The following is a 17,477-nucleotide window of genomic DNA, read 5'->3' as shown; positions in this document are numbered from 1 at the left end:
AAGCCGTCAACACTTCTAGACGTCTAAATGGCTTTGCTGTTGGATTGCCATTGAATTCCTTAAGGGTTAAAATCCGCGCTCACGGCCAAACGACTACAGGTGGAACATGGGTACAGAGTGGAACGGCGACTACGTCAGCCCCTATGCAGAGCACGGTAAGAAGAGCGAACAGGTCAAGAAGATAACCGTCTCGATCCCGCTCAAGGTGCTGAAGGTGTTGACCGATGAGCGCACCCGTCGCCAGGTGAACAACCTGCGTCATGCGACCAACAGCGAGCTGCTCTGCGAAGCCTTCCTGCACGCCTTCACCGGCCAGCCGCTGCCCTGTGACGACGACCTGCGCAAGGATCACCCGGACAGCGTCCCCGCCGAGGCCCGCGCCATCATGGAAGCCCTTGGCAAAGAGATCGAAGACTTCGACGCCGAGTAATGCGGCTGCCCATGGCAAACGATGCATCCCTTTCAATGACGCGGCCCGGTGCCGCGTCATGCTTATCTGCCGCCTCCCCCTTCAGCCTGCGTCACTACCAGAGCGACATGCAGAGCCACAGTCATGACCACGCCCAGCTGGTGATCCCACTCGTCGGCCCCCTCGAGATCGAGGTGCAGGGCCTGGGGCGGCGGCTTGCGCCCGGCTTTGCCTGCATCATCGCCCCTGGCCTTCGCCACGACTACGCCGCCGACCCGGCGCACGTGTTTCTGGTGCAGGAGAGCCACTGGCTGCCGGCCGTCCTGGGGGACCACCCCTTCGTCGAGCTGGATGAGGCCCAGCGCCACTACCTCGCCTTCCTGCACCGCATGGTGGCCGAGGGGCGCCACGTGGCCGGCATGGATCAGGTGTGGCTCGGGCTGCTGACCGAGGGACGCGGCATGGGCCCCGCCGTCGCTCCCCGCATAGCCCCTCGTATCGCCAAGGTGCAGCGCCATATGGAATCCCACCTCGCAGACCCCCTCACCAACGAGGAACTCGCCGCCATCGCCTGCCTCGGCCTGAGCCAGTTCAAACACGCCTTTCGCCAGCAGGTGGGCACGAGCGTCTCCCACTACCTCAGGATGCGGCGCATGGCGCTGGCCCGCACCCTGCTGGCCCAGACCGCCCTGCCCATAGGCGAGGTGGCCAGCCGCTGCGGCTACCAGAACCAGGGAGCCTTTGCCGAGCGTTTCCTGGCCGAGACCGGACTGACCCCTTCCCTCTGGCGCCGGCAAAACGGCTGCCTGCCGTAATCGGTCGGCTCTTTGCCGAAGACAATTCTCGGGCACTCGAGGCATGCTGAGGCTCATGCAAGGTATGGGCAACGAGGAGCCAAGATGCAGACCATAAGCTGGCAGGATTTCGAGATGGTGGAGCTCAGGGTGGGCACCCTGGTGCGGGTCGAGCCCTTCCCCGAGGCGCGCCGCCCCGCCTACAAGGTGTGGGCGGATTTCGGCCCCGAGCTCGGGATGCGCAAGAGCAGCGCCCAGATCACCGACCTCTATCGACCGGAGGATCTGGTGGGCCGCCAGATCGTCGCTGTGGTGAACTTTCCCCCCAAGCAGATAGGCCCCATCCAGTCGGAGTTTCTGCTGACCGGCTTCTATCGCCCGGATGGCGCCGTGGTGATCGCCATCCCCGAGCAGGCGGTGGAGAACGGCGCCAAGCTGGGGTGAGACGACGGCAAGGCAACCAGAGAGCAGAAACAAGAGAGGCGACCCCCGGGGGTCGCCTCTCTTGCTTGATGCTGACGACCTGGCTTATTTCAGCAGGCTGAACAGCAGGGCCGAGACCGCCAGGGCACCGGTCAGCAGGATGAAGCCGTTGACCCAACGGTGACGGAAGCCGGCCAGCGCCTCCACCTTGTAGATGGCCACCACCGGCATGATGAAGAGGATCATGGCGATGACGGGGCCGGAGAGGGTCTCCATCAACCCCAGAATGCCCGGGTTGATGATGGCGGCGCCCCAGATGGCGAAGAACATCAGGGCGATGCCGAGCTTGTCCGCCTTCGCCAGCGGCAGGCCGGTGGGCTTGGCGATCAGGCTTTTCAGGCTCTCGCGGGCACCGAGGAAGTGGCCGAGGAAGGAGGAGCTGATGGCGATGAAGGCGATGAGCGGCCCCAGGGTCACGATCACCGGGTTGTCGGTGATGTTGGCGAGATAGGAGAGCACGGAGACGTTCTGGGCCTTGGCCTCGGCCAACTGAGCCGGGGAGAGGCTCAGCACGCAGGAGAAGACGAAGAAGAGCACGAAGCCCACCAGCATGACGGTGGTGTTGCGCAGGATCAGGCCGCTCTTGGTTTCGGCCTGCTCCCCGTACTCCCGGCGCTGCACATTGGCAAAGCCCGAGATGGCGGCGGCGTGGCTGAAGGCAAACACGGTGACCGGCAGCGCCAGCCAGACGGTGTTGAGGAAGCTCGTGCCTTCAAAGGCGGTCACTTCCGGCCACTGCCACTGGGGAATGAGATAGCAGGAGAGGGCCAGCAGGATCGCCGCCAGCGGGTAGACCATGACGGCGAAGGCCCGCAGCATCGCCTTCTCGCCTGCCAGCATCACGGCGATCATGGCGAACACCAGCACGCCGGAGAGCATCACCCGATCCGGGGAGGCCAGGCCGAGCTGATTAACCATGAAGCTCTCCACCGTGTTGGTCAGCCCGACGCCGTAGATGAGCAGGATCGGGAAGATGGAGAGGAAATAGAGCGCCGAGATGAGGCGCCCGGCCATCTTGCCGAAGTGCTCCTCGGCCACCTCGGTGAAGTCGGCCTGGGGGCGCGACGACGAGAGCACGAAACGCGCCAGCCCGCGGTGGGCCAGGAAGGTCATGGGACCGGCCAGCACGGCGACGATGACGAGGGGCCAGATCCCCCCCAGACCCAGGTTGATGGGCAGGAACAGAATGCCGGCGCCGACGGCGGTGCCGAACAGGCTGATGACCCAGTGGGTGTCGTGGCGACGCCAGCCGGTGCTGGCCATGGTGGAGGGGGAACCGGACAGCTCCCGTGAGACGTCTGCAGATAAACTCATCTATAAATCACTTCTACGTAGTATTAAAATCTAAAAACATTGTGCTCCTTTAGCATTTAATTCTCAAAAATGGAGACTGGCAGATCTCACTGGCAAAGCCCTGTTCCACCAGTGAGATTGGGAGGAAATTTCACCCCGGATTATTCAATTAATCCTGACATTAACCGAAAGCTAGGAATATAAAACCAAAACTAAAACCGACGTCGATTTTTTGTTTCGATGAAATGCATGTTTTCAGAATTAACTGAAATTTATGCCAGTGCAGCCAGATTGGATGTGATGATCCACTGCCGTTATCGCCATCACTAGCGAATCTCCCTAAAATCCCCGCAACCAGCCAGTGGATCAAACCAATGCAATCAGGCGACCCTGTGGTCGCCTGATTGCATTCCCTGCGAGCTGGTCGACCCGTCAGTGGGCCAGAATGTGTCCCCAGGCGAGATCCGGGTCCCCCATCACGATGAAGTCCGGGTTCTCCAGCGACTCGGTCTCGTTGTAGCTCAGCGGTTGCAGCGCCAGGCTGAGGATGCGGCCCCCTGCCGCCTCCACGATGCACTGGGCGGCAGCGGTATCCCACTCCCCGGTGGGGCCCAGGCGCACGTAGCAATCCGCCACGCCTTCCGCCACCAGGCAGGACTTGAGGGAGCTGGAGCCGAGCGGGATCAGCTCGTAGTGGATGGTCGGGTTGAGGCGACGGGTCAGGTTCTCCAGTTTCTGGCGGCGGCTGATGGCCACCACCAGGGAGTCAGGCTGATCGTGTTCATGGTGCATGGCGCTGATGGGGCGCACCTCGCCATTCGCCTCCTTGAAGGCGCCGTGGCCGCGCACCGCCCAGTAGAGCAGATCCGACTCGGGGGCATAGATGACCCCGAGCACGGGCACATTGTCCCGTACCAGGGCGATCAGGGTGGCGAAGTCACCGCTGCCGGCGATGAACTCGCCGGTGCCGTCCAGCGGGTCCACCAGCCAGTACTGGCGCCAGTTCGCACGCTGGCTGAAGGGGATGTCTGCCGCCTCTTCTGTCAGCACGGGCACATGGGGAGTGAGCGCCGACAACGCCTGCTTGAGGTAGGCGTCGGCGGCAAGATCGGCACTGGTGACCGGGGTCGCATCCTCCTTCAACTGGCGCTCGAACTGCCCGCCACGGTAGATCTCGTGAAGGATCCGCCCCGCTTCGCGGGCGATCGCCTTGACCTCAGGTATCCAGGCCAACAACTCCTGCATGGTGCTTCCCTCTGTCTCTGATTGCCTAACCGCCCTGAACGGGCTAATCCTGCTGCTCCGCCAGCCAACGTTGGGCCAGCAGCAGGGCACTGATGCTGCGCGACTCGCTGAAGTCGGGGCGCGCCAGCAACTCGTCGATCCGGTTGAGGGGCCAGGGGATCACCTCCAGGGGCTCGGGCTCGTCGCCGACCCGCTGCTCGGGGTAGAGATCCCGCGCCAGCAAGATGTCCATCCGGCTGGAGAAATACCCCGGCGCCAGCGACACCTGCTTGAGCAGGGTCAGGCTGCTCGCCCCGAAGCCCGCCTCCTCCATCAGCTCCCGGTTGCCCGCCTCGAAGGCATCTTCACCGGGGTCTATCAATCCCTTGGGGAAACCCAGCTCGTAGGAGTGGGTGCCCGCCGCGTACTCGCGCACCAGCAGCAGGGTGTGGGCATCGAACAGGGGCACCACCATGACGGCACCCCGATTGCCGCCGCGCATCCGCTCGTAGACCCGCTCCTCGCCGTTGGAGAATTTCAGGTGAAGGGACTCCACCTTGAACAGCCGGCTCTCAGCCACGATCTCGGCCTTGAGGATCTCCGGCTTGCTCTTGTCATGGGCCATGGTCTCGACACTGAGGTGGACGGGATTGCGCTTGTGGGGATCGCTCATCGGGGGCTGACTGCTCGTTAAAAAATCGTGTTTCAAGAGTAAACGACTCCCCTGCCGAACACCACGGGGCAAAGAGGGGAAAGATGTCTGAAAAATCCGTTATAATGCGCCCCGTTTTTCCCATCACCACAGACATCGCGAGGCCCCATGTCGACTCCCCTGCCCTGGCACCAGATTGATACCGTGTTGCTCGACATGGATGGCACCCTGATCGATCTCCATTTTGACAGCCATCTTTGGCAAACCCTGGTGCCGGCGCGCTACGCCGAGCGACTCGGCCTGCCGCTGGCCGAGGCGAAGGCGCAGATAGACACTCACTATCATGCGGTCAACGGCACGCTCGACTGGTACTGCGTGGATTACTGGACCCGGACGCTCGGGCTCGACATCCGCGCCCTCAAACAGGAGATCCTGGAGAAGATCCAGTGGCGCCCCAACGTCATTCCCTTCCTGGCCGCACTCAAGGCCGCCGGCAAGCAGGTGGTACTCTTCACCAATGCCCATCCCGCCAGTCTGTCGGTGAAGGATGCACGCCTCGGCCTCGCCCAGCACCTCGATCTGATGGTGAGCACCCATGAGCTCGGGTGGTCGAAGGAGAGCCAGCACTGCTGGCAGGCACTGGCCGAGCGGCTGGCGTTCGACCCGGCCCGCACCCTCTTCGTGGATGACAGCGAGCGGATCCTGGCCGCCTCGGCCGAGTTCGGCATCGCCCACCAGCTCGGCATCCGTCACCCCGACAGCCAGATGCCGCCGCTCACCTTCCAGCACTTCCCGGCGCTCGACGACTACGCCGACCTGCTCCCTCTCGGCGCCTGACACGCACAAGGCCCTCTTCACGAGGGCCTTGTCACATCAGCTCAACAGCCTGCCGAGCGCATACCGTTCATGAAAGCCCTCAGGCCGCATCGCGCGGGGCCAGCACCCCCATGCCGGCCAGGTAGTCGAGGGCGCTTGGGGTGAAGCCGACCTCCGTGAGGTGCGCCGCCGTGAAAGGGGCTGCATGCAGAGGCAGGCCGCGGCTCACCCGTTCCATCCAGTCCGGATTGCCAAGGGCCGCCGTGCCCACCGCCACCAGATCGGCGCCGCCGGCCAGAGCCCGCTCCGCCGAATCTGCGTCGCGAATCTTGCCCGCCACCATGAGCGGCACCCGTCCGGCCAACCCGACCCTTACCGCCTCCAGCAGGGCGCCGCCGTCGGGATCCCCCGCCACCGCCTTGAAGCTGTCCCCCATGGAGAAGTGCAGGTAGTCGATCCCCTCGTCCGCCAGCAGGCGCGCCACCGCCAGCTGATGGGCCAGTTCGATGCCCTGGATATGGGCATAGCTCTCGGGGGAGAGACGCACCCCGACCAGGAAGCCCCGGGGTAGACGGGCGCGAATGCCGCGCACTATCTCCACCAGGATCCGCGCCCGGTTCGCGAGGCTGCCCCCCCAGCGGTCGGTGCGCCGGTTGTGCAGGGGGTTGAGGAAGTTGCAGAGCAGGAAGTGGTGGGCTGCGTGCAGCTCGACCCCGTGCAGGCCGGCGCCATGGGCCCGCTCGGCAGCGATCACAAAGGCGTCAATGAGCGTCAGAATCTCCTCCTCGCTCAGCCCCTTGACCCCGAGGGGGTAACGCCCGCCCGGCGCCAGCGCACACGGGCCGACTGGCGCCCCGTCGTTCAGCTCTGGCAGAGCCCGCATCCCGCCGTGATGCAGTTGCACCACCGCCAGCGCCCCGGCCTGCCGCGCACTGTCGGCCAGAGCAGTGAAGGCCTGCTGCTGAGCGTCCGTCATCAGGGCAGGCTGCCCCGCCCAGCAGCGCCCGCCGGGCTGCACCTGGGTGGCGGCGGCGATGAGCAGGCCGAAGCCGCCACGGGCGCAGCGCGCCAGCCAGTCGAGCTCGGCCTGGCCGGGATCACCGCCTGCGCCGCTCATGTTGTGGGTCAAAGGGGCCAGCACGGCCCGGTTCTTGAGCCGCAATCCAGCTCGCTCGAAGTGGAAGCTGTCGCCCAGTGTCTTGTTCATCGTCCTCTCCCGGGATCGCAATGGCATGGCGGCCACTATAAACCCGGGCCAGGAGGATATAATCAGGCACACAAGCAAGACATTCATTCCCAGCAAGACACAATAGGCCACCCCTCATGCGTCACCACAAGCTCGACACCCTCTACCTGATGCGCCTGCTGGTCGCCATCGTCCGCTGTGGATCCTTCGCCGCGGCGGCGGCCCGCCTGGGCATCACCCCGAGCAAGGCGTCAAAAGATCTGCGCCACCTGGAGCAGAGCCTCGGCAGCGTGCTCCTGAGCCGCACCACCCGCCGGGTGCAGCTGACCGACGCAGGAGAGCTCGCCTACCGCCAGGCTGACCAGATGATCGCCCTGCACGAGCAGTTGCTGGACGGCCTGCAGCGCCGCCGCTCGGCACTGTGCGGGGAGCTGCGCATCACGGCGCCGGATCTCTGGGGAGAAGTGGTGCTGACTCCGGTGCTGCTGCGCTTTCGCGCCGACCACCCGGAGGTGCGGATCATCGCCGACTTCAGCAATACCCCGGCCGACCTGCTGCGCGACAACCTGCACGTGGCGTTTCGCAGCACTGAGCTCGGCACCCAGCCCTACCTGGCGCGCCCCATCGCGGTGGACGATCTGGTGCTCTGCGCCAGCGCCGACTACCTGGACCGCCACCCGCCCCTCACCACACCGCAGGATCTGCACCAGCACAGCCTCATCACCCGCAGCCAGGAGTACGGCCGCCACGAGCGCTGGCCCCTGCTTGCCCAGGGGCGCGAGATCCCTCTCGAGGTAGTGGGCGAACTGGCCTTCAGCAGCAAGAAGGCGATTCACCAGGGGATGCGCCAGGGACTGGGGATAGCCCGCCTGCCGCGCTACCTGGTGGCGGCCGAGCTGGCCGAGGGGGGGGTGCGCGAAGTGCTGCCGGACTATCGCCCCAAGGGGGCCCATTTCTACGCCCTCTATACCCAGCGCCGGGCCGAGTCGGCCCTGGTCGGCCACTTCCTCGACTACGTCATCGATGCGCTCACCCCTTCATGAGCAGATCACCAGGTGGTACTGCTTCTTGCCCCGGCGCAGCAGCAGGTAGCGGCCGAACAGCCGATCGTCGGCGGTGAGCGGCTCATCCTGGCGGATCGCACCGTTGACGCTGACGGCCCCCGCCGCCAGCAGCTCGCGGGCGATCCGCTTCGAGTTGGCCAGGCCGCACTCCACCAGCAGGGTCACCAGATCCGTTTCCCCCTCGATGCAGCTGCTTGGCATGCCATCTTGCGCCAGCTGGGCCAGATCGCTCTCCCCAAGGCGCGCTACCTCGCCACTGAACAACGATTCGCTGATGCGCTGCGCCGCCGCCAGCGCCCCCTTGCCGTGTACCAGTTCGGTCAGCTCGTCCGCCAGCACCTGCTGGGCCAGCTTGCGCCCCTGCCGCTTCGCATCCTCCGCTTCCAGCGCCTCAATCTCGGCCAGCGGCATAAAGCTGTAGTAGCGCAGGAATCGGTAGACATCCTCGTCTGCGGTACCGAGCCAGAACTGGTAGAAGGCGTAAGGGGAGGTGAGCGCCGGGTCGAGCCAGACGGCGCCCCCCTCGGTCTTGCCGAACTTGGTGCCATCGGCCTTGGTGATGAGCGGCAGCGTCATGCCATAGACCTGGGCCTGATGCAGCCGCCTAGTGAGGTCCATGCCGCTGGTGATGTTGCCCCACTGGTCGTTGCCGCCGATCTGCAGGGTGCAGCCGAGGCGTTGGTTGAGCACGGCGAAGTCCTGGGATTGCAGCAGGGTGTAGGAGAACTCGGTGAACGAGATGCCCTGATCCGGGCGGGCCAGGCGCTGGCGCACCGATTCGCGGGCCAGCATGGCGTTGACCGAGAAGTGCTTGCCGATGTCCCGCAGAAAATCGAGGGCGGACATCTGCCCCATCCAGTCGGCGTTGTTGACCAGCAGCGGCGCCGCCAGCCCGTCGCTCGCTGGCAGCAGCGCTTTTATCTGGGCCGACAGGCTGGCGACCCAGCCCTGCACCGTCTCGGCGCTGTTGAGGGGGCGCTCGCTTGCCTTGAAGCTGGGATCGCCGATAAGGCCGGTGGCCCCGCCCACCAGAGCCACCGGGGTGTGGCCCGCCAGCTGGAAGCGGCGCAGCATCAGCAGTGGCACCAGATGGCCGATGTGCAGGCTGCCAGCGGTAGGATCGAAGCCGCAATAGACGGTGCGCGGGGTGGCAAGATGGTCGGCCAGCGCCACCGGGTCGGAATTCTGGGCCACCAGGCCGCGCTGGGTCAGCTCATCGAGCAGGTGAGGATTTGTCATGGGGGGCTCCAACAGCAAGAGAAAGAGGGCCATCCTCGCCGCTTGCGGTGCTGGCAGATATGTCCCCCAGGGGACAGTTTTGCCACTCCCGTGCTAGCATCCTGCCATCGTGGGGAAACCATTCCCTGACCCGGAGCCCATCGCCATGCCCCCGTCTCCTGCCACGGATACCCTGAGCCTGACCGCCGCCGTCGATGCCCTGCACGGCAGCGGCTTCCCGGCAGCCCTGGTGCGCCTCATCCAGCAACAGGTGGCATTCGACTGTGCCCTGCTGCTCGGGGTGGGGCTGCGCCCCGTCTACCTCTACGACAACCTGCATCATCAGCGGGCCCTATTGTTCGACCGCTACCTCACCCGCCACTTCAGTCAGGATCCCTTCATGCAGGCGCTGGAACAGGGGATGGGTGCCGGGGTCTGGACCCTGGCGCAGGTGTCGCGGGGGCGGCTCGACCCCGAGTATCGCCACCACTTCTATCAGGCCACCGGCTGGCAGGAGGAGGTGGGGCTGATCCTGCCGGTGCGCGGCGGCCTCACCCTGATGCTGTTTCTGGGCCGCCTCGACAAGCGCAGCTCCCTCAGCCGTGACGAGCTGGCCAGGCTGGAGGCACTGTTCCCGCTGGTCCACTCCCTGTGTCGCCAGCACTGGCGGGAAGAGACACCCCGCCTGGCTCGCAGCCCGGCCAGGTCAGATGGCACTGACCTCAAGGGGGCGGTGGAGCAGGCTATCGCCAGTGTGGGGGGAGATCAGCTAACCCGGCGGGAGCGCCAGGTGGCGGGATTGCTGTTGCAGGGGCTGGATACCGAGGCCATTGCCGATGCACTCGGCATCGGCAGCGGCACGGTGAAGAATCACCGCAAGCACCTCTACGCCAAGTTGAACCTGCACTCCCGGGCCGAGCTGTTCAGCTTCTTCCTCAATCACCTCATCACGGCGCCAGCCGGCGCGCCCCCATAACGACACCACCCCGCCGGGGCGGGGTGGTTCAAACCATGGGCAACGCCGTCAGATGCGGCCCTGATAACGCAGCGGGAAGCGCCCCTGCCCATCGGGCTGGCCGAGGAAGGGGAGCCCCTGTTTCATCTGGTCCGGCAGCTCGGGACCCGGTTTCAGGGTGCCCTGGAACAGGTACTGGCGATTGGCCTGCAACTCCAGCTTGCCCAGCACCTGCACCGCCTCCGAGCCCTGCTTGATCTCGGCCACCAGCCGGGAGTCGAGACAGGTGAGCGTGATCTCGGGATCCCCCAGGGCCAGCTTGCCCGCCGGGGTGTCCGCCTGTGCGTCATACCAGTGGAGATCCCCGTAAAGGTTGTCGCACCAGGGAGTGCCCTGGGCAAACTGATCGATCTTGAGCTGCAACTGACCCGCCGCCGTCAACGGGAAGGGGGGTCTCATCGGCACCCGCTCCAGCACCCAGGGGGCCGGCGCATTCAGGGTGATGTCGCGCCCGAAAGCAGCACCGTTCCAACCCAGGATCCCCTGCCCGTTGAGCCCGCTGCGCTCGCCAAAGCGCACCGACGCCTCGGGCGCCAGCCGCAGCAGGGACCAGCCATCGAGATCCCAGCGCAACTGGGTGAGGGACTCGCTGGCATATTGCACCCGGGCGGCCTGACCGCTCCAGAGGGTGCCACTCACCCCCTCCAGCCGCACCAGATTGGGGGGCAGCGGCAGATGACGCACCACCAGGGATGCAGGCAACTGGGCCAGCAGGAAACCGAGATAGGCCAGCAGGAAGAGACTGGCGATCACTATTTTTCGCTTCATTGGGAACGACTCAACTGCAAACGTCTGACCTTGACCAGCCCGGGGGCCAGCCCCTCGCGGGCCAGCTCGATGATCTGCACCTGGACGCCGTATTGATCCGAGAGGGTCGCAAGCCAGATCAGCAGATCATCGAACGGCACAGTGTCTATCCATACCTGCAGCTCCTGACCCTGGGGCTGCAAGCGGGCAATCTTGATCTTCTGGTTGAAGGCGGTGCGGTTCACCACGCCGTCCAGGGTACCGCCGGTATCGATCTGGCGCCCCTGTCCCCCCTGCATCGCCAGCACCTCCTGTCCCTTCTCCTTGAGCCAGGCCAGGGTCTGCTGCTGGTTCACCACCTGCCGCTCGCGCTCGGCAATGCGATTTGCCACCGGCTGCCAGATCGCCCAGTAGAAGAGCCAGATGAGCAGTACGCTGCCCCCCACCGCCACCAGCCGCTGCTCGCGGGCACTGATGCCGCGCCACCAGCTCTGCAGTTTGTCCATCATGACGACCTCCCCTTGAGCACCAGCGCCCCTTCGACCTTGCCTTCGGTGCTTCGCACCTCACCCTGCTGCACCTCGAAGCGCTTGCCCGCCAGCTCGCGGAAACGTTCGATCTCGGTGAAGCCGGGGGCCGTCACCTGCAACCTCAGCTCGCCCCGGGCTGCATCGAAGCGCAGCACTTCGGGCTTGAGGCCGGGCACCTCGGCAAACACCGGGGCCAGCTCGGTCAGGAGCAACAGGACGCCATCCTGGGGAGCCTGCCCCAACTGCTGGAGGTGCTGGGTCATCTGGCTGCGCACGTTGACGATGCGCGTCTCCCCCGGGAAGATCCGGGTGTAGACCTGCCGGATCTCCGCCTTGAGGGCCTTGTCCTGTTCCGCCAGCTGGTGCAGATGCACACCGCGCTGCACCAGGGCCACCAGCAACAATACGCCTGCCAGCACCGCCACCTTGCGCCACTGCAACCAGTAGCGGGCGTATTCGGTCTGGGGACGATAGGGCCCCTGCAACAGGTTGGCCTGGCAGGTCAACGCCCCTTTCGCCAGCAACAGCATGGGCAGTTCCGGGTCAGCCCCCTGCCAGTTGCCCGCCGCCATGGCGGGGATGGGAGTATGGCAGTGCAGGGTGACGGGTTCGGTCTGCGCTGCCAGCAGCATGGCCAGCAGGGATTCCTCCGCCACTATGCCCTGACGGGGGCCCTGACGGACCAGCCACTCCTCCCCCAGCTGCAGGGCTGACCAGCCATCGGCGACGAGCGGCAGTGCCAGCACGTCGGGCAGCAGGTGCAGGGTCTTGAGCCCTGCCTGCTCCAGCCAGCCGAGCCAGGAGTGCATCTTCCCCTTGTCCACCGCCATCAGATCCACCTCGCGGCCCTGATGGCCGAGCACCACCAGGTGCAGATCGTCCACGTCTGAGGCGATCTGCTCCTCCAGCAGATAGGGCAGGGCCGCCGCACTCTGGCGGCTGTATTTGCCCGGCAGATTGACCCGCCGGAAGATAAGATCGCTGCCGGGCACCAGGGTCACCACGGGGCGACCACCGGCACGCTCCTGCAGCTCGCCGAGGGCGTGCGCCGAGGCCAGGATGCCGGAGGCGATGATCTCCTGCTCCTGCGCCGACCAGACCAGCCAGTGCACTGGCTGCTGCGCATTGGTCCCCAGACGGATGACCAGACTCTCGCTCACTAATGTCTCTCCTGCCATGCCCGCTCCTCCCTCAGGGGGGCGGGCGCACAGCCATGGGTTGCAGTCCAATCGGGGGATGCGCAGGGCAGCTGAAACCGCCCCACGCCCCCTTGTTATTCGGCGCCGCCGCTCAGGCGACGCAGCATCACCAGCTTGTTGTCCTTGCCACGCTGGAAGACGGTCTCAAGCCTGGCGCGGGTCTCCCCCACCTCCGCCAGCAGGCGGGCCTCGAAGAAGCTGCTCTTGATGTCCAGGGCGCCATCCAGCCCGGTGATGGCACCCGGCTGAACCTGCAACTGCTCCGTCATCTCCTGCTTGTTCTTCCACCCCTTCTTGGGGCGGCTGGTCAGCACCCGCTTGGCATCGTCCAGCCCGATCTTCCCCTGGTAGAGCCCCACCAGCAGGGCCGCCTGCTCCGGCCGGATGGTGTTGATGTTCACCACCAGCTTGTCATTGGGCAGGGAGCACACATAGGGGGCCAACCGGGCGTACAGGCTGGCGCTCACCCCGCGCACCGCCCGCAATTCGTCGGTGCCCAGCATCCGCTGGTTAGCCACCAGGTAGGGGGGATTGAGTCCCTCGTAGTAGGCATCCTCGGCCCCGTTGCTCGAGACCAGCTGGGTATCCTTGTCGGTCCAGTCGCGGATGGCGTCCGTCAGCTGCACCGCTTCGTAATCATCCACCTCGAGCTGGGCGAGCAGGGCCCGGAACACCTTGAACTGGTAAGGCTGGGCCTCGAGATCGTCGCCGTTCTCCCCCTCCTTGAGGGGCACGCTCAGGCTGTTGAGGTTGAAGCAGGATTGCAGATCCCGCACCCGGCCCGAGAGAGTGCCATCCTCCACCGGGAAGACCCCGTCCTCCCGCGCCCAGTTCTGTCCCAGACTCACCCGATCCGGGTCGTCCTTGAAGTCCTGGTTCAGCACCTTGATCACCAGAGCCTCCGCCGACATGGCATACCACCAGGCCTGCTTGCCCAGGGTGAGGTTGGCGGTGCGGCGCAGCTCCAGTTGCAGGCGGCCACTCATGTTGCTGGCGACGATCACCATCACCGCGAGGATGAGCAGCACCACCAGCAGCGCCATGCCCCCCTGGCGGCCCAGTGTAGTGCGGGATCGGCCCCGGCCGCGCTTAATTGCCATTGTCCGCCCTCTGGCCACCAGCACCGATCAGGAACTGGCGACGTCGAATAGTGCCGTCATCCTCCGTGACGGACAGGGGAGAACGACGATCAGTTACCATTCTCTGCCCTCTGACCACCGGCTCCGATCAGGAACTGGCGGCGTCGAATAGTGCCGTCATCCTCCGTGATAGACAGGGGAAAACGACGATCAGTTACCATTCTCTGCCCTCTGACCACCGGCTCCGATCAGGAACTGGCGACGGATGGTGCCGTAGTCTTCAAGCTCCAGCTCCACCGCCAGCCCGTAGGGCAGCAGGTCGCGTTGGGTCCACTCTTCCTTCCACTGTCCCTTGTCGTAGAAATAGAGGCGCAGCGCCGTCACGCCGGTCAGCACGGGCTGAATGCGCGGCTCGGTGCCAATGGCCGGATCCGGATAGAGGTAGCTCAACCGCTCCAGGGTCTGCCCCTTGAGACGCCAACCCACTCGTTGCAGGCCGGAGCGCGGCAGTATGCCGTCCGGATTGAGCCAGCCGCCGCGAATGAAGGCCATGCCCCAGTCGTCGCTCTGCTGGCCGAAGCGGGACGCCGCCAGCAGCACCTTGTTGTTTTCGCCGTCGATGCGACCGCTGCGCGGCACCATCTGGGTGACGTCCCGCTCCAGCAGGCTGAAGGCGAGCTGCAGTTCCGAAAGGCGGGCCTCCTTGCGCTTGGCCACCTCGTCGCTGGTCAGCACCCCTTGCAGCACCTGATAGGCCCCCAGGCTCAGGGTGGCGAAGATGGCAATGGCCACCAGCATCTCAAGCAGGGTAAAGCCGCGGTGGCGCGATGGGCGGGGGTTGCTCTGGATCATCGGCTGACACCGGCTCCGGATCATGGACGCACGTTGATGAATGTTCATCGGCTGAGATAGGTCCGGATCATGGCCACCGGGCTGTCGGCCTTGGGCGCAGTGCGCACTTCCATGTCCAGCGCCCTGAAGTTGCTGTCCGCCGTGGCGACGCCGCGATAGCGCCAGTACCAGGTCTGCCCGGCCATCTCCTCGTCCCCTTCCACCCAGCTGTCTCCCGGCCACTTGCCTTCGAGCTTCTGCTGCACCAGCTGATTCTCCACCACCCAGGTCGCCAGGGTCTTCTGCTCCAGATAATTGAGGCCGGCCAGGTGTTCGCTCGCGGTCTTCATCACCGCCAGCCCGGCGATGGCAAACACAGCCAGGGCCACCATCACCTCCAGCAGCGTCATGCCGCGCACCCGGGCGTGTCCGCCCGACAGAGCGGTGCGACGCGCTAGAGCGCCCCCTGCGGGCCTGGCGCTCCTCACTCTTCTTCCTCTTCATCCTGCAACAGGGAGAGACGACCGAACTCGTCCCCTCTGACGGTGCGCAGGTAATGCAGATCCTCGTCCTGCTGGCTCAGGGTCAGCACGAAGGGAGAGAGCTCTCCCCCCGGAAAGACCAGGATCTGGGGTGTCCGCTCACGCTCGTCCCGACCCTGCTCCTGGCGTTCGTCCGACGCAGTGCGCCAGTTGAAACCTTCCAGCTCCACCGCCAGGGTCATCCCCTCCGGCAACGTCACCGGCCCCAGCAGCTTGTCACCGGTCAGGGCGCGCCACTTGCGATCCTTGGGATCCCGGGACATAAACTGCCAGCCGTTCTCCTCGACCCGCAGCCCCAGCAGCCTGCCATCCATGACCGAATACTCCTGGGCCTGCTGCAGGGTCGCCATGAAGCGGCGCGCCTGCTTGTCGAGCTCCCGATCCCCCCTGGCGCCCCCCATGCTGAGGGTGACGGCGGTCGCCACCAGTCCCATCAACATGGCGACCAGCAACACTTCCAGCAGGGTAAAACCGGCCTGGTGACGGGCAGAAGAGGCCACCTTCATGCAGGCAGCCCCGGGGGGGCGCAGTGAGCACGACGCGGCGGAATCACTTATTGGAAGTCCTTCAGGTTCCAGTTGCCGATGTCGTCATCGGTCCCGGCTTCGCCGTCCATCCCCATGGAGAAGATGTCGATCTTGCCGAACTGGCCCGGGCTCAGCAGCTGGTACTGGTTGCCCCAGGGATCCTGCGGCAGGCGCTTGATGTAGCCCCCTTCACGGTAGCTGCGCGGCTCAGGGGATGCGGTCGGCTTGTTGACCAGAGCGTCCAGCCCCTGCTCGGTGGTGGGGTAGCGGTTGTTGTCCAGCTTGTACATGTCGAGGGCGTTTTCCAGCGCCACTATGTCGGAGACCGCTTTTTGCTGATCCGCCTTCTCCTTGTTGCCCATCAGGTTGGGCACCACCAGGCTGGCCAGGATCCCCAGGATCACGATGACCACCATCACTTCCAGCAGGGTAAAACCCGATTGACGACGCTTTTGCATGACTGACTCCCTAACGAAATGAGATGGCATGAGCCATCAACGATTAACTGTTAAACCACGATCGTTCGATTGAATTTGCAGGTTCGAATGGCGAAGCCTATTCGGGCACCCGACCCTCACAGATTCACCATATTGTTGAGCTCGCGCGAGTTGACCGCGGGATCGACCGATGTCACACGCACGCCAGCCTCACAGATTCACCATGTTGTTGAGCTCTAGGATTGGCTGCAGGATCGACATCACGATAAACAGCACCACCCCGGCCATGGAGACCACCAGCATGGGCTCGAACACCCCGAGGGCGATGTTCACCTGGGTTTCGAACTCCCTGTCCTGGTTGTCCGCCGCCCGCTCCAGCATGCTGTCGAGCTCGCCGCTCTGCTCGCCCGAGGCGATCATGTGCAGCATCATGGGCGGAAAAATTCTGGTTTCATCCAGCGACTTGCGCAGGCTGGTCCCCTCCCGCACCCGTTCGGTGGCCTCACCGATGCGCATGCGGGCATAGTCGTTGGAGAGCACTTCGCCGGCGATCTTCATTCCCTCCAGCAGGGGGACGGCGCTGGCGTTGAGGATGCTCAGGGTGCGGGCAAAGCGGGCGGTGTTGAGACCGCGGCTGACCCGACCGATCACCGGCAGGCGCAGTATCACCTGGTGCCAGCGACGACGACGCTTGTCGTCGGTCAGCCACCAGCGCCAGATCAGGCCGCCAATGCCAAGGAGCAGCAGGAACCAGAGGCCGTAGTGCTGCAACAGCTCGCTGGTGCCGATGAGGAAGCGGGTGGTGCCCGGCAGTTGCTGGCCCATGTGTTCGAACTGGGCCACCACCTTGGGCACCACGGCGGTGAGCAGTATGGAGATGACCCCCACCGCCACCAGGGTGAGGACGATGGGATAGATCATCGCCTGCAGCAGCTTGGTGCGCATGTGCTGGCGCTGCTCGGTGTAATCGGCGAGACGGTTGAGCACCTTCTCCAGGTGACCGGACTTCTCGCCGGCCGCCACCATGGAGCGGAACAGCTGGTCGAACACATGGGGGAAGGCCCCCAGCGAATCGGCCAGGGAATACCCCTCCACCACCTTGCTGCGCACCGTCGCCACCAGGCTGCGCAGGTGGGCCTTCTCGCACTGCTCGGCGACCGCCTTGAGGGCCTCTTCGATGGTGAGACCGGCCCCCACCAGAGTCGCCAGCTGGCGGGTGATGAGGGCCAGTTCTGCGGTGGAGGCACCACGGCGAAACAGCACGAAGCGGTTCGCCTCCCGTTTGGCCTTCTCGGTGGTCTCGTTCACCTCGAGGGGGGTCAGCCCCTGCTCGCGCAGCAGCTGGCGCACCTGGCGGGCGGAATCCCCTTCCAGCACGCCGCTCTTGTTGCGCCCCTTGCCGTCGAGGGCCTTGTATTCAAATGCCGCCAT

At 65.1% G+C, this 17,477-nt stretch carries 20 protein-coding genes and 2 pseudogenes; 6 read left to right on the top strand and 16 right to left on the bottom strand.

The window, feature by feature from the left end; translation table 11 throughout:
- Nucleotides 1-106: 106 nt before the first annotated feature.
- The 3 genes from metJ (at nt 107) to C2U37_RS10630 (ending at nt 1,647) form a co-directional block, all read left to right on the top strand.
- Nucleotides 107-430 (top strand): met regulon transcriptional regulator MetJ, encoded by a 324-nt coding sequence (gene metJ, locus C2U37_RS10640; RefSeq protein ID WP_005327165.1) that lies wholly within the window; start codon nt 107-109, stop codon nt 428-430.
- 35 nt (nt 431-465) lie between these two features.
- Complete coding sequence (locus C2U37_RS10635) at nt 466-1,224, top strand: AraC family transcriptional regulator (protein ID WP_104453219.1); 759 nt, start codon at nt 466-468, stop codon at nt 1,222-1,224.
- A gap of 84 nt (nt 1,225-1,308) precedes the next feature.
- Entirely contained in the window at nt 1,309-1,647 is a 339-nt protein-coding gene (locus C2U37_RS10630) for a tRNA-binding protein (protein WP_104452248.1), read from the top strand.
- A gap of 84 nt (nt 1,648-1,731) precedes the next feature.
- On the opposite strand, the gene C2U37_RS10625 is transcribed toward C2U37_RS10630, so the two are convergent.
- The 3 genes from C2U37_RS10625 to nudE all read right to left on the bottom strand — a co-directional run bounded on the left by C2U37_RS10625 (nt 1,732) and on the right by nudE (nt 4,876).
- On the bottom strand, nt 1,732-3,000 hold the full coding sequence (locus C2U37_RS10625) for an aromatic amino acid transport family protein (RefSeq protein ID WP_104452247.1): 1,269 nt from the start codon (nt 2,998-3,000) through the stop codon (nt 1,732-1,734).
- 411 nt (nt 3,001-3,411) lie between these two features.
- Nucleotides 3,412-4,224 carry a 3'(2'),5'-bisphosphate nucleotidase CysQ gene (gene cysQ / locus C2U37_RS10620; protein ID WP_104452246.1) on the bottom strand — a complete coding sequence of 271 codons (813 nt, stop codon included), beginning with the start codon at nt 4,222-4,224 and terminating at the stop codon, nt 3,412-3,414.
- 43 nt (nt 4,225-4,267) lie between these two features.
- Nucleotides 4,268-4,876 carry an ADP compounds hydrolase NudE gene (gene nudE, locus C2U37_RS10615; RefSeq protein ID WP_199770524.1) on the bottom strand — a complete coding sequence of 203 codons (609 nt, stop codon included), beginning with the start codon at nt 4,874-4,876 and terminating at the stop codon, nt 4,268-4,270.
- A 147-nt stretch (nt 4,877-5,023) separates the two neighbouring features.
- On the opposite strand from nudE, the gene yrfG reads away from it, so the two are divergent.
- Nucleotides 5,024-5,692: a GMP/IMP nucleotidase gene (yrfG, locus tag C2U37_RS10610; protein ID WP_041211711.1), complete on the top strand. Its 669-nt coding sequence runs from the start codon at nt 5,024-5,026 to the stop codon at nt 5,690-5,692.
- Between the two features lie 79 nt (nt 5,693-5,771).
- Here yrfG and C2U37_RS10605 read toward each other — a convergent pair whose 3' ends face one another.
- Nucleotides 5,772-6,878, bottom strand: a complete 1,107-nt coding sequence (locus C2U37_RS10605; RefSeq protein ID WP_048208481.1) for an NADH:flavin oxidoreductase — start codon at nt 6,876-6,878, stop codon at nt 5,772-5,774.
- 116 nt (nt 6,879-6,994) lie between these two features.
- Here C2U37_RS10605 and C2U37_RS10600 point away from each other — a divergent pair, with 116 nt between their 5' ends.
- Nucleotides 6,995-7,900: a LysR family transcriptional regulator gene (locus tag C2U37_RS10600; protein WP_104452245.1), complete on the top strand. Its 906-nt coding sequence runs from the start codon at nt 6,995-6,997 to the stop codon at nt 7,898-7,900.
- Here C2U37_RS10600 and tyrS read toward each other — a convergent pair.
- On the bottom strand, nt 7,895-9,160 hold the full coding sequence (tyrS, locus tag C2U37_RS10595) for a tyrosine--tRNA ligase (protein WP_104453217.1): 1,266 nt from the start codon (nt 9,158-9,160) through the stop codon (nt 7,895-7,897). The two genes, C2U37_RS10600 and tyrS, sit on opposite strands and share 6 nt — an antisense overlap.
- Nucleotides 9,161-9,305: 145 nt before the next feature.
- Between tyrS and C2U37_RS10590 the strand changes: the two genes are divergently transcribed.
- Complete coding sequence (locus C2U37_RS10590) at nt 9,306-10,115, top strand: helix-turn-helix transcriptional regulator (RefSeq protein ID WP_104452244.1); 810 nt, start codon at nt 9,306-9,308, stop codon at nt 10,113-10,115.
- Nucleotides 10,116-10,163: 48 nt separating this feature from the next.
- On the opposite strand, the gene exeN is transcribed toward C2U37_RS10590, so the two are convergent.
- The 11 genes and pseudogenes from exeN to exeF all read right to left on the bottom strand — a co-directional run bounded on the left by exeN (nt 10,164) and on the right by exeF (nt 17,477).
- Entirely contained in the window at nt 10,164-10,922 is a 759-nt protein-coding gene (gene exeN / locus C2U37_RS10585) for a GspN family type II secretion system protein ExeN (protein ID WP_104452243.1), read from the bottom strand.
- Nucleotides 10,919-11,410, bottom strand: coding sequence for a GspM family type II secretion system protein ExeM (exeM, locus tag C2U37_RS10580; RefSeq protein ID WP_104452242.1), 492 nt, complete (start codon nt 11,408-11,410; stop codon nt 10,919-10,921). Before exeM ends, exeN begins: the two co-directional genes overlap by 4 nt.
- Nucleotides 11,407-12,591, bottom strand: coding sequence for a GspL family type II secretion system protein ExeL (exeL, locus tag C2U37_RS10575; RefSeq protein ID WP_081331954.1), 1,185 nt, complete (start codon nt 12,589-12,591; stop codon nt 11,407-11,409). The genes exeM and exeL overlap by 4 nt, the downstream gene beginning before the upstream one ends.
- Before the next feature lie 113 nt (nt 12,592-12,704).
- Nucleotides 12,705-13,730, bottom strand: a complete 1,026-nt coding sequence (gene exeK / locus C2U37_RS10570) for a GspK family T2SS minor pseudopilin variant ExeK (protein WP_104452241.1) — start codon at nt 13,728-13,730, stop codon at nt 12,705-12,707.
- Nucleotides 13,720-13,794: pseudogene (locus C2U37_RS10565) on the bottom strand (type II secretion system protein GspJ); the annotation flags it as partial. The pseudogene C2U37_RS10565 and the gene exeK, both read right to left, overlap by 11 nt.
- Before the next feature lie 25 nt (nt 13,795-13,819).
- Nucleotides 13,820-13,894: pseudogene (locus C2U37_RS25355) on the bottom strand (type II secretion system protein GspJ); the annotation flags it as partial.
- Nucleotides 13,895-13,919: 25 nt separating this feature from the next.
- Nucleotides 13,920-14,561 (bottom strand): GspJ family T2SS minor pseudopilin variant ExeJ, encoded by a 642-nt coding sequence (gene exeJ, locus C2U37_RS10560; protein ID WP_103858238.1) that lies wholly within the window; start codon nt 14,559-14,561, stop codon nt 13,920-13,922.
- A gap of 44 nt (nt 14,562-14,605) precedes the next feature.
- Nucleotides 14,606-14,950, bottom strand: a complete 345-nt coding sequence (exeI, locus tag C2U37_RS10555; protein WP_010675721.1) for a GspI family T2SS minor pseudopilin variant ExeI — start codon at nt 14,948-14,950, stop codon at nt 14,606-14,608.
- Between the two features lie 74 nt (nt 14,951-15,024).
- Nucleotides 15,025-15,588 carry a GspH family T2SS minor pseudopilin variant ExeH gene (exeH, locus tag C2U37_RS10550; RefSeq protein ID WP_010675722.1) on the bottom strand — a complete coding sequence of 188 codons (564 nt, stop codon included), beginning with the start codon at nt 15,586-15,588 and terminating at the stop codon, nt 15,025-15,027.
- Between the two features lie 47 nt (nt 15,589-15,635).
- Entirely contained in the window at nt 15,636-16,067 is a 432-nt protein-coding gene (gene exeG / locus C2U37_RS10545; protein WP_010675723.1) for a GspG family T2SS major pseudopilin variant ExeG, read from the bottom strand.
- 189 nt (nt 16,068-16,256) lie between these two features.
- Entirely contained in the window at nt 16,257-17,477 is a 1,221-nt protein-coding gene (gene exeF, locus C2U37_RS10540; protein WP_039040588.1) for a GspF family T2SS innner membrane protein variant ExeF, read from the bottom strand.

This window comes from Aeromonas sp. ASNIH1 (assembly GCF_002934285.1).
Lineage (GTDB): Bacteria > Pseudomonadota > Gammaproteobacteria > Enterobacterales > Aeromonadaceae > Aeromonas > Aeromonas caviae.
Note: the sequence above shows the minus strand (reverse complement) of the source record. Positions and strands in the feature narration are given on the sequence as shown.

Excerpts from the sequence above, each read along its gene's own strand:
- C2U37_RS10630 (WP_104452248.1), top strand. The coding sequence starts at position 1,309 with ATGCAGACCATAAGCTGGCAGGATTTCGAGATGGTGGAGCTCAGGGTG.
- tyrS (WP_104453217.1), bottom strand. The coding sequence starts at position 9,160 with ATGACAAATCCTCACCTGCTCGATGAGCTGACCCAGCGCGGCCTGGTG.
- exeI (WP_010675721.1), bottom strand. The coding sequence starts at position 14,950 with ATGACGCTGCTGGAGGTGATGGTGGCCCTGGCTGTGTTTGCCATCGCC.
- exeM (WP_104452242.1), bottom strand. The coding sequence starts at position 11,410 with ATGATGGACAAACTGCAGAGCTGGTGGCGCGGCATCAGTGCCCGCGAG.
- C2U37_RS10600 (WP_104452245.1), top strand. The coding sequence starts at position 6,995 with ATGCGTCACCACAAGCTCGACACCCTCTACCTGATGCGCCTGCTGGTC.
- C2U37_RS10605 (WP_048208481.1), bottom strand. The coding sequence starts at position 6,878 with ATGAACAAGACACTGGGCGACAGCTTCCACTTCGAGCGAGCTGGATTG.
- exeN (WP_104452243.1), bottom strand. The coding sequence starts at position 10,922 with ATGAAGCGAAAAATAGTGATCGCCAGTCTCTTCCTGCTGGCCTATCTC.
- exeH (WP_010675722.1), bottom strand. The coding sequence starts at position 15,588 with ATGAAGGTGGCCTCTTCTGCCCGTCACCAGGCCGGTTTTACCCTGCTG.
- cysQ (WP_104452246.1), bottom strand. The coding sequence starts at position 4,224 with ATGCAGGAGTTGTTGGCCTGGATACCTGAGGTCAAGGCGATCGCCCGC.
- yrfG (WP_041211711.1), top strand. The coding sequence starts at position 5,024 with ATGTCGACTCCCCTGCCCTGGCACCAGATTGATACCGTGTTGCTCGAC.
- exeG (WP_010675723.1), bottom strand. The coding sequence starts at position 16,067 with ATGCAAAAGCGTCGTCAATCGGGTTTTACCCTGCTGGAAGTGATGGTG.
- nudE (WP_199770524.1), bottom strand. The coding sequence starts at position 4,876 with ATGAGCGATCCCCACAAGCGCAATCCCGTCCACCTCAGTGTCGAGACC.
- metJ (WP_005327165.1), top strand. The coding sequence starts at position 107 with ATGGGTACAGAGTGGAACGGCGACTACGTCAGCCCCTATGCAGAGCAC.
- C2U37_RS10590 (WP_104452244.1), top strand. The coding sequence starts at position 9,306 with ATGCCCCCGTCTCCTGCCACGGATACCCTGAGCCTGACCGCCGCCGTC.
- exeJ (WP_103858238.1), bottom strand. The coding sequence starts at position 14,561 with ATGATCCAGAGCAACCCCCGCCCATCGCGCCACCGCGGCTTTACCCTG.
- C2U37_RS10625 (WP_104452247.1), bottom strand. The coding sequence starts at position 3,000 with ATGAGTTTATCTGCAGACGTCTCACGGGAGCTGTCCGGTTCCCCCTCC.
- C2U37_RS10635 (WP_104453219.1), top strand. The coding sequence starts at position 466 with ATGACGCGGCCCGGTGCCGCGTCATGCTTATCTGCCGCCTCCCCCTTC.
- exeF (WP_039040588.1), bottom strand. The coding sequence starts at position 17,477 with ATGGCGGCATTTGAATACAAGGCCCTCGACGGCAAGGGGCGCAACAAG.
- exeK (WP_104452241.1), bottom strand. The coding sequence starts at position 13,730 with ATGGCAATTAAGCGCGGCCGGGGCCGATCCCGCACTACACTGGGCCGC.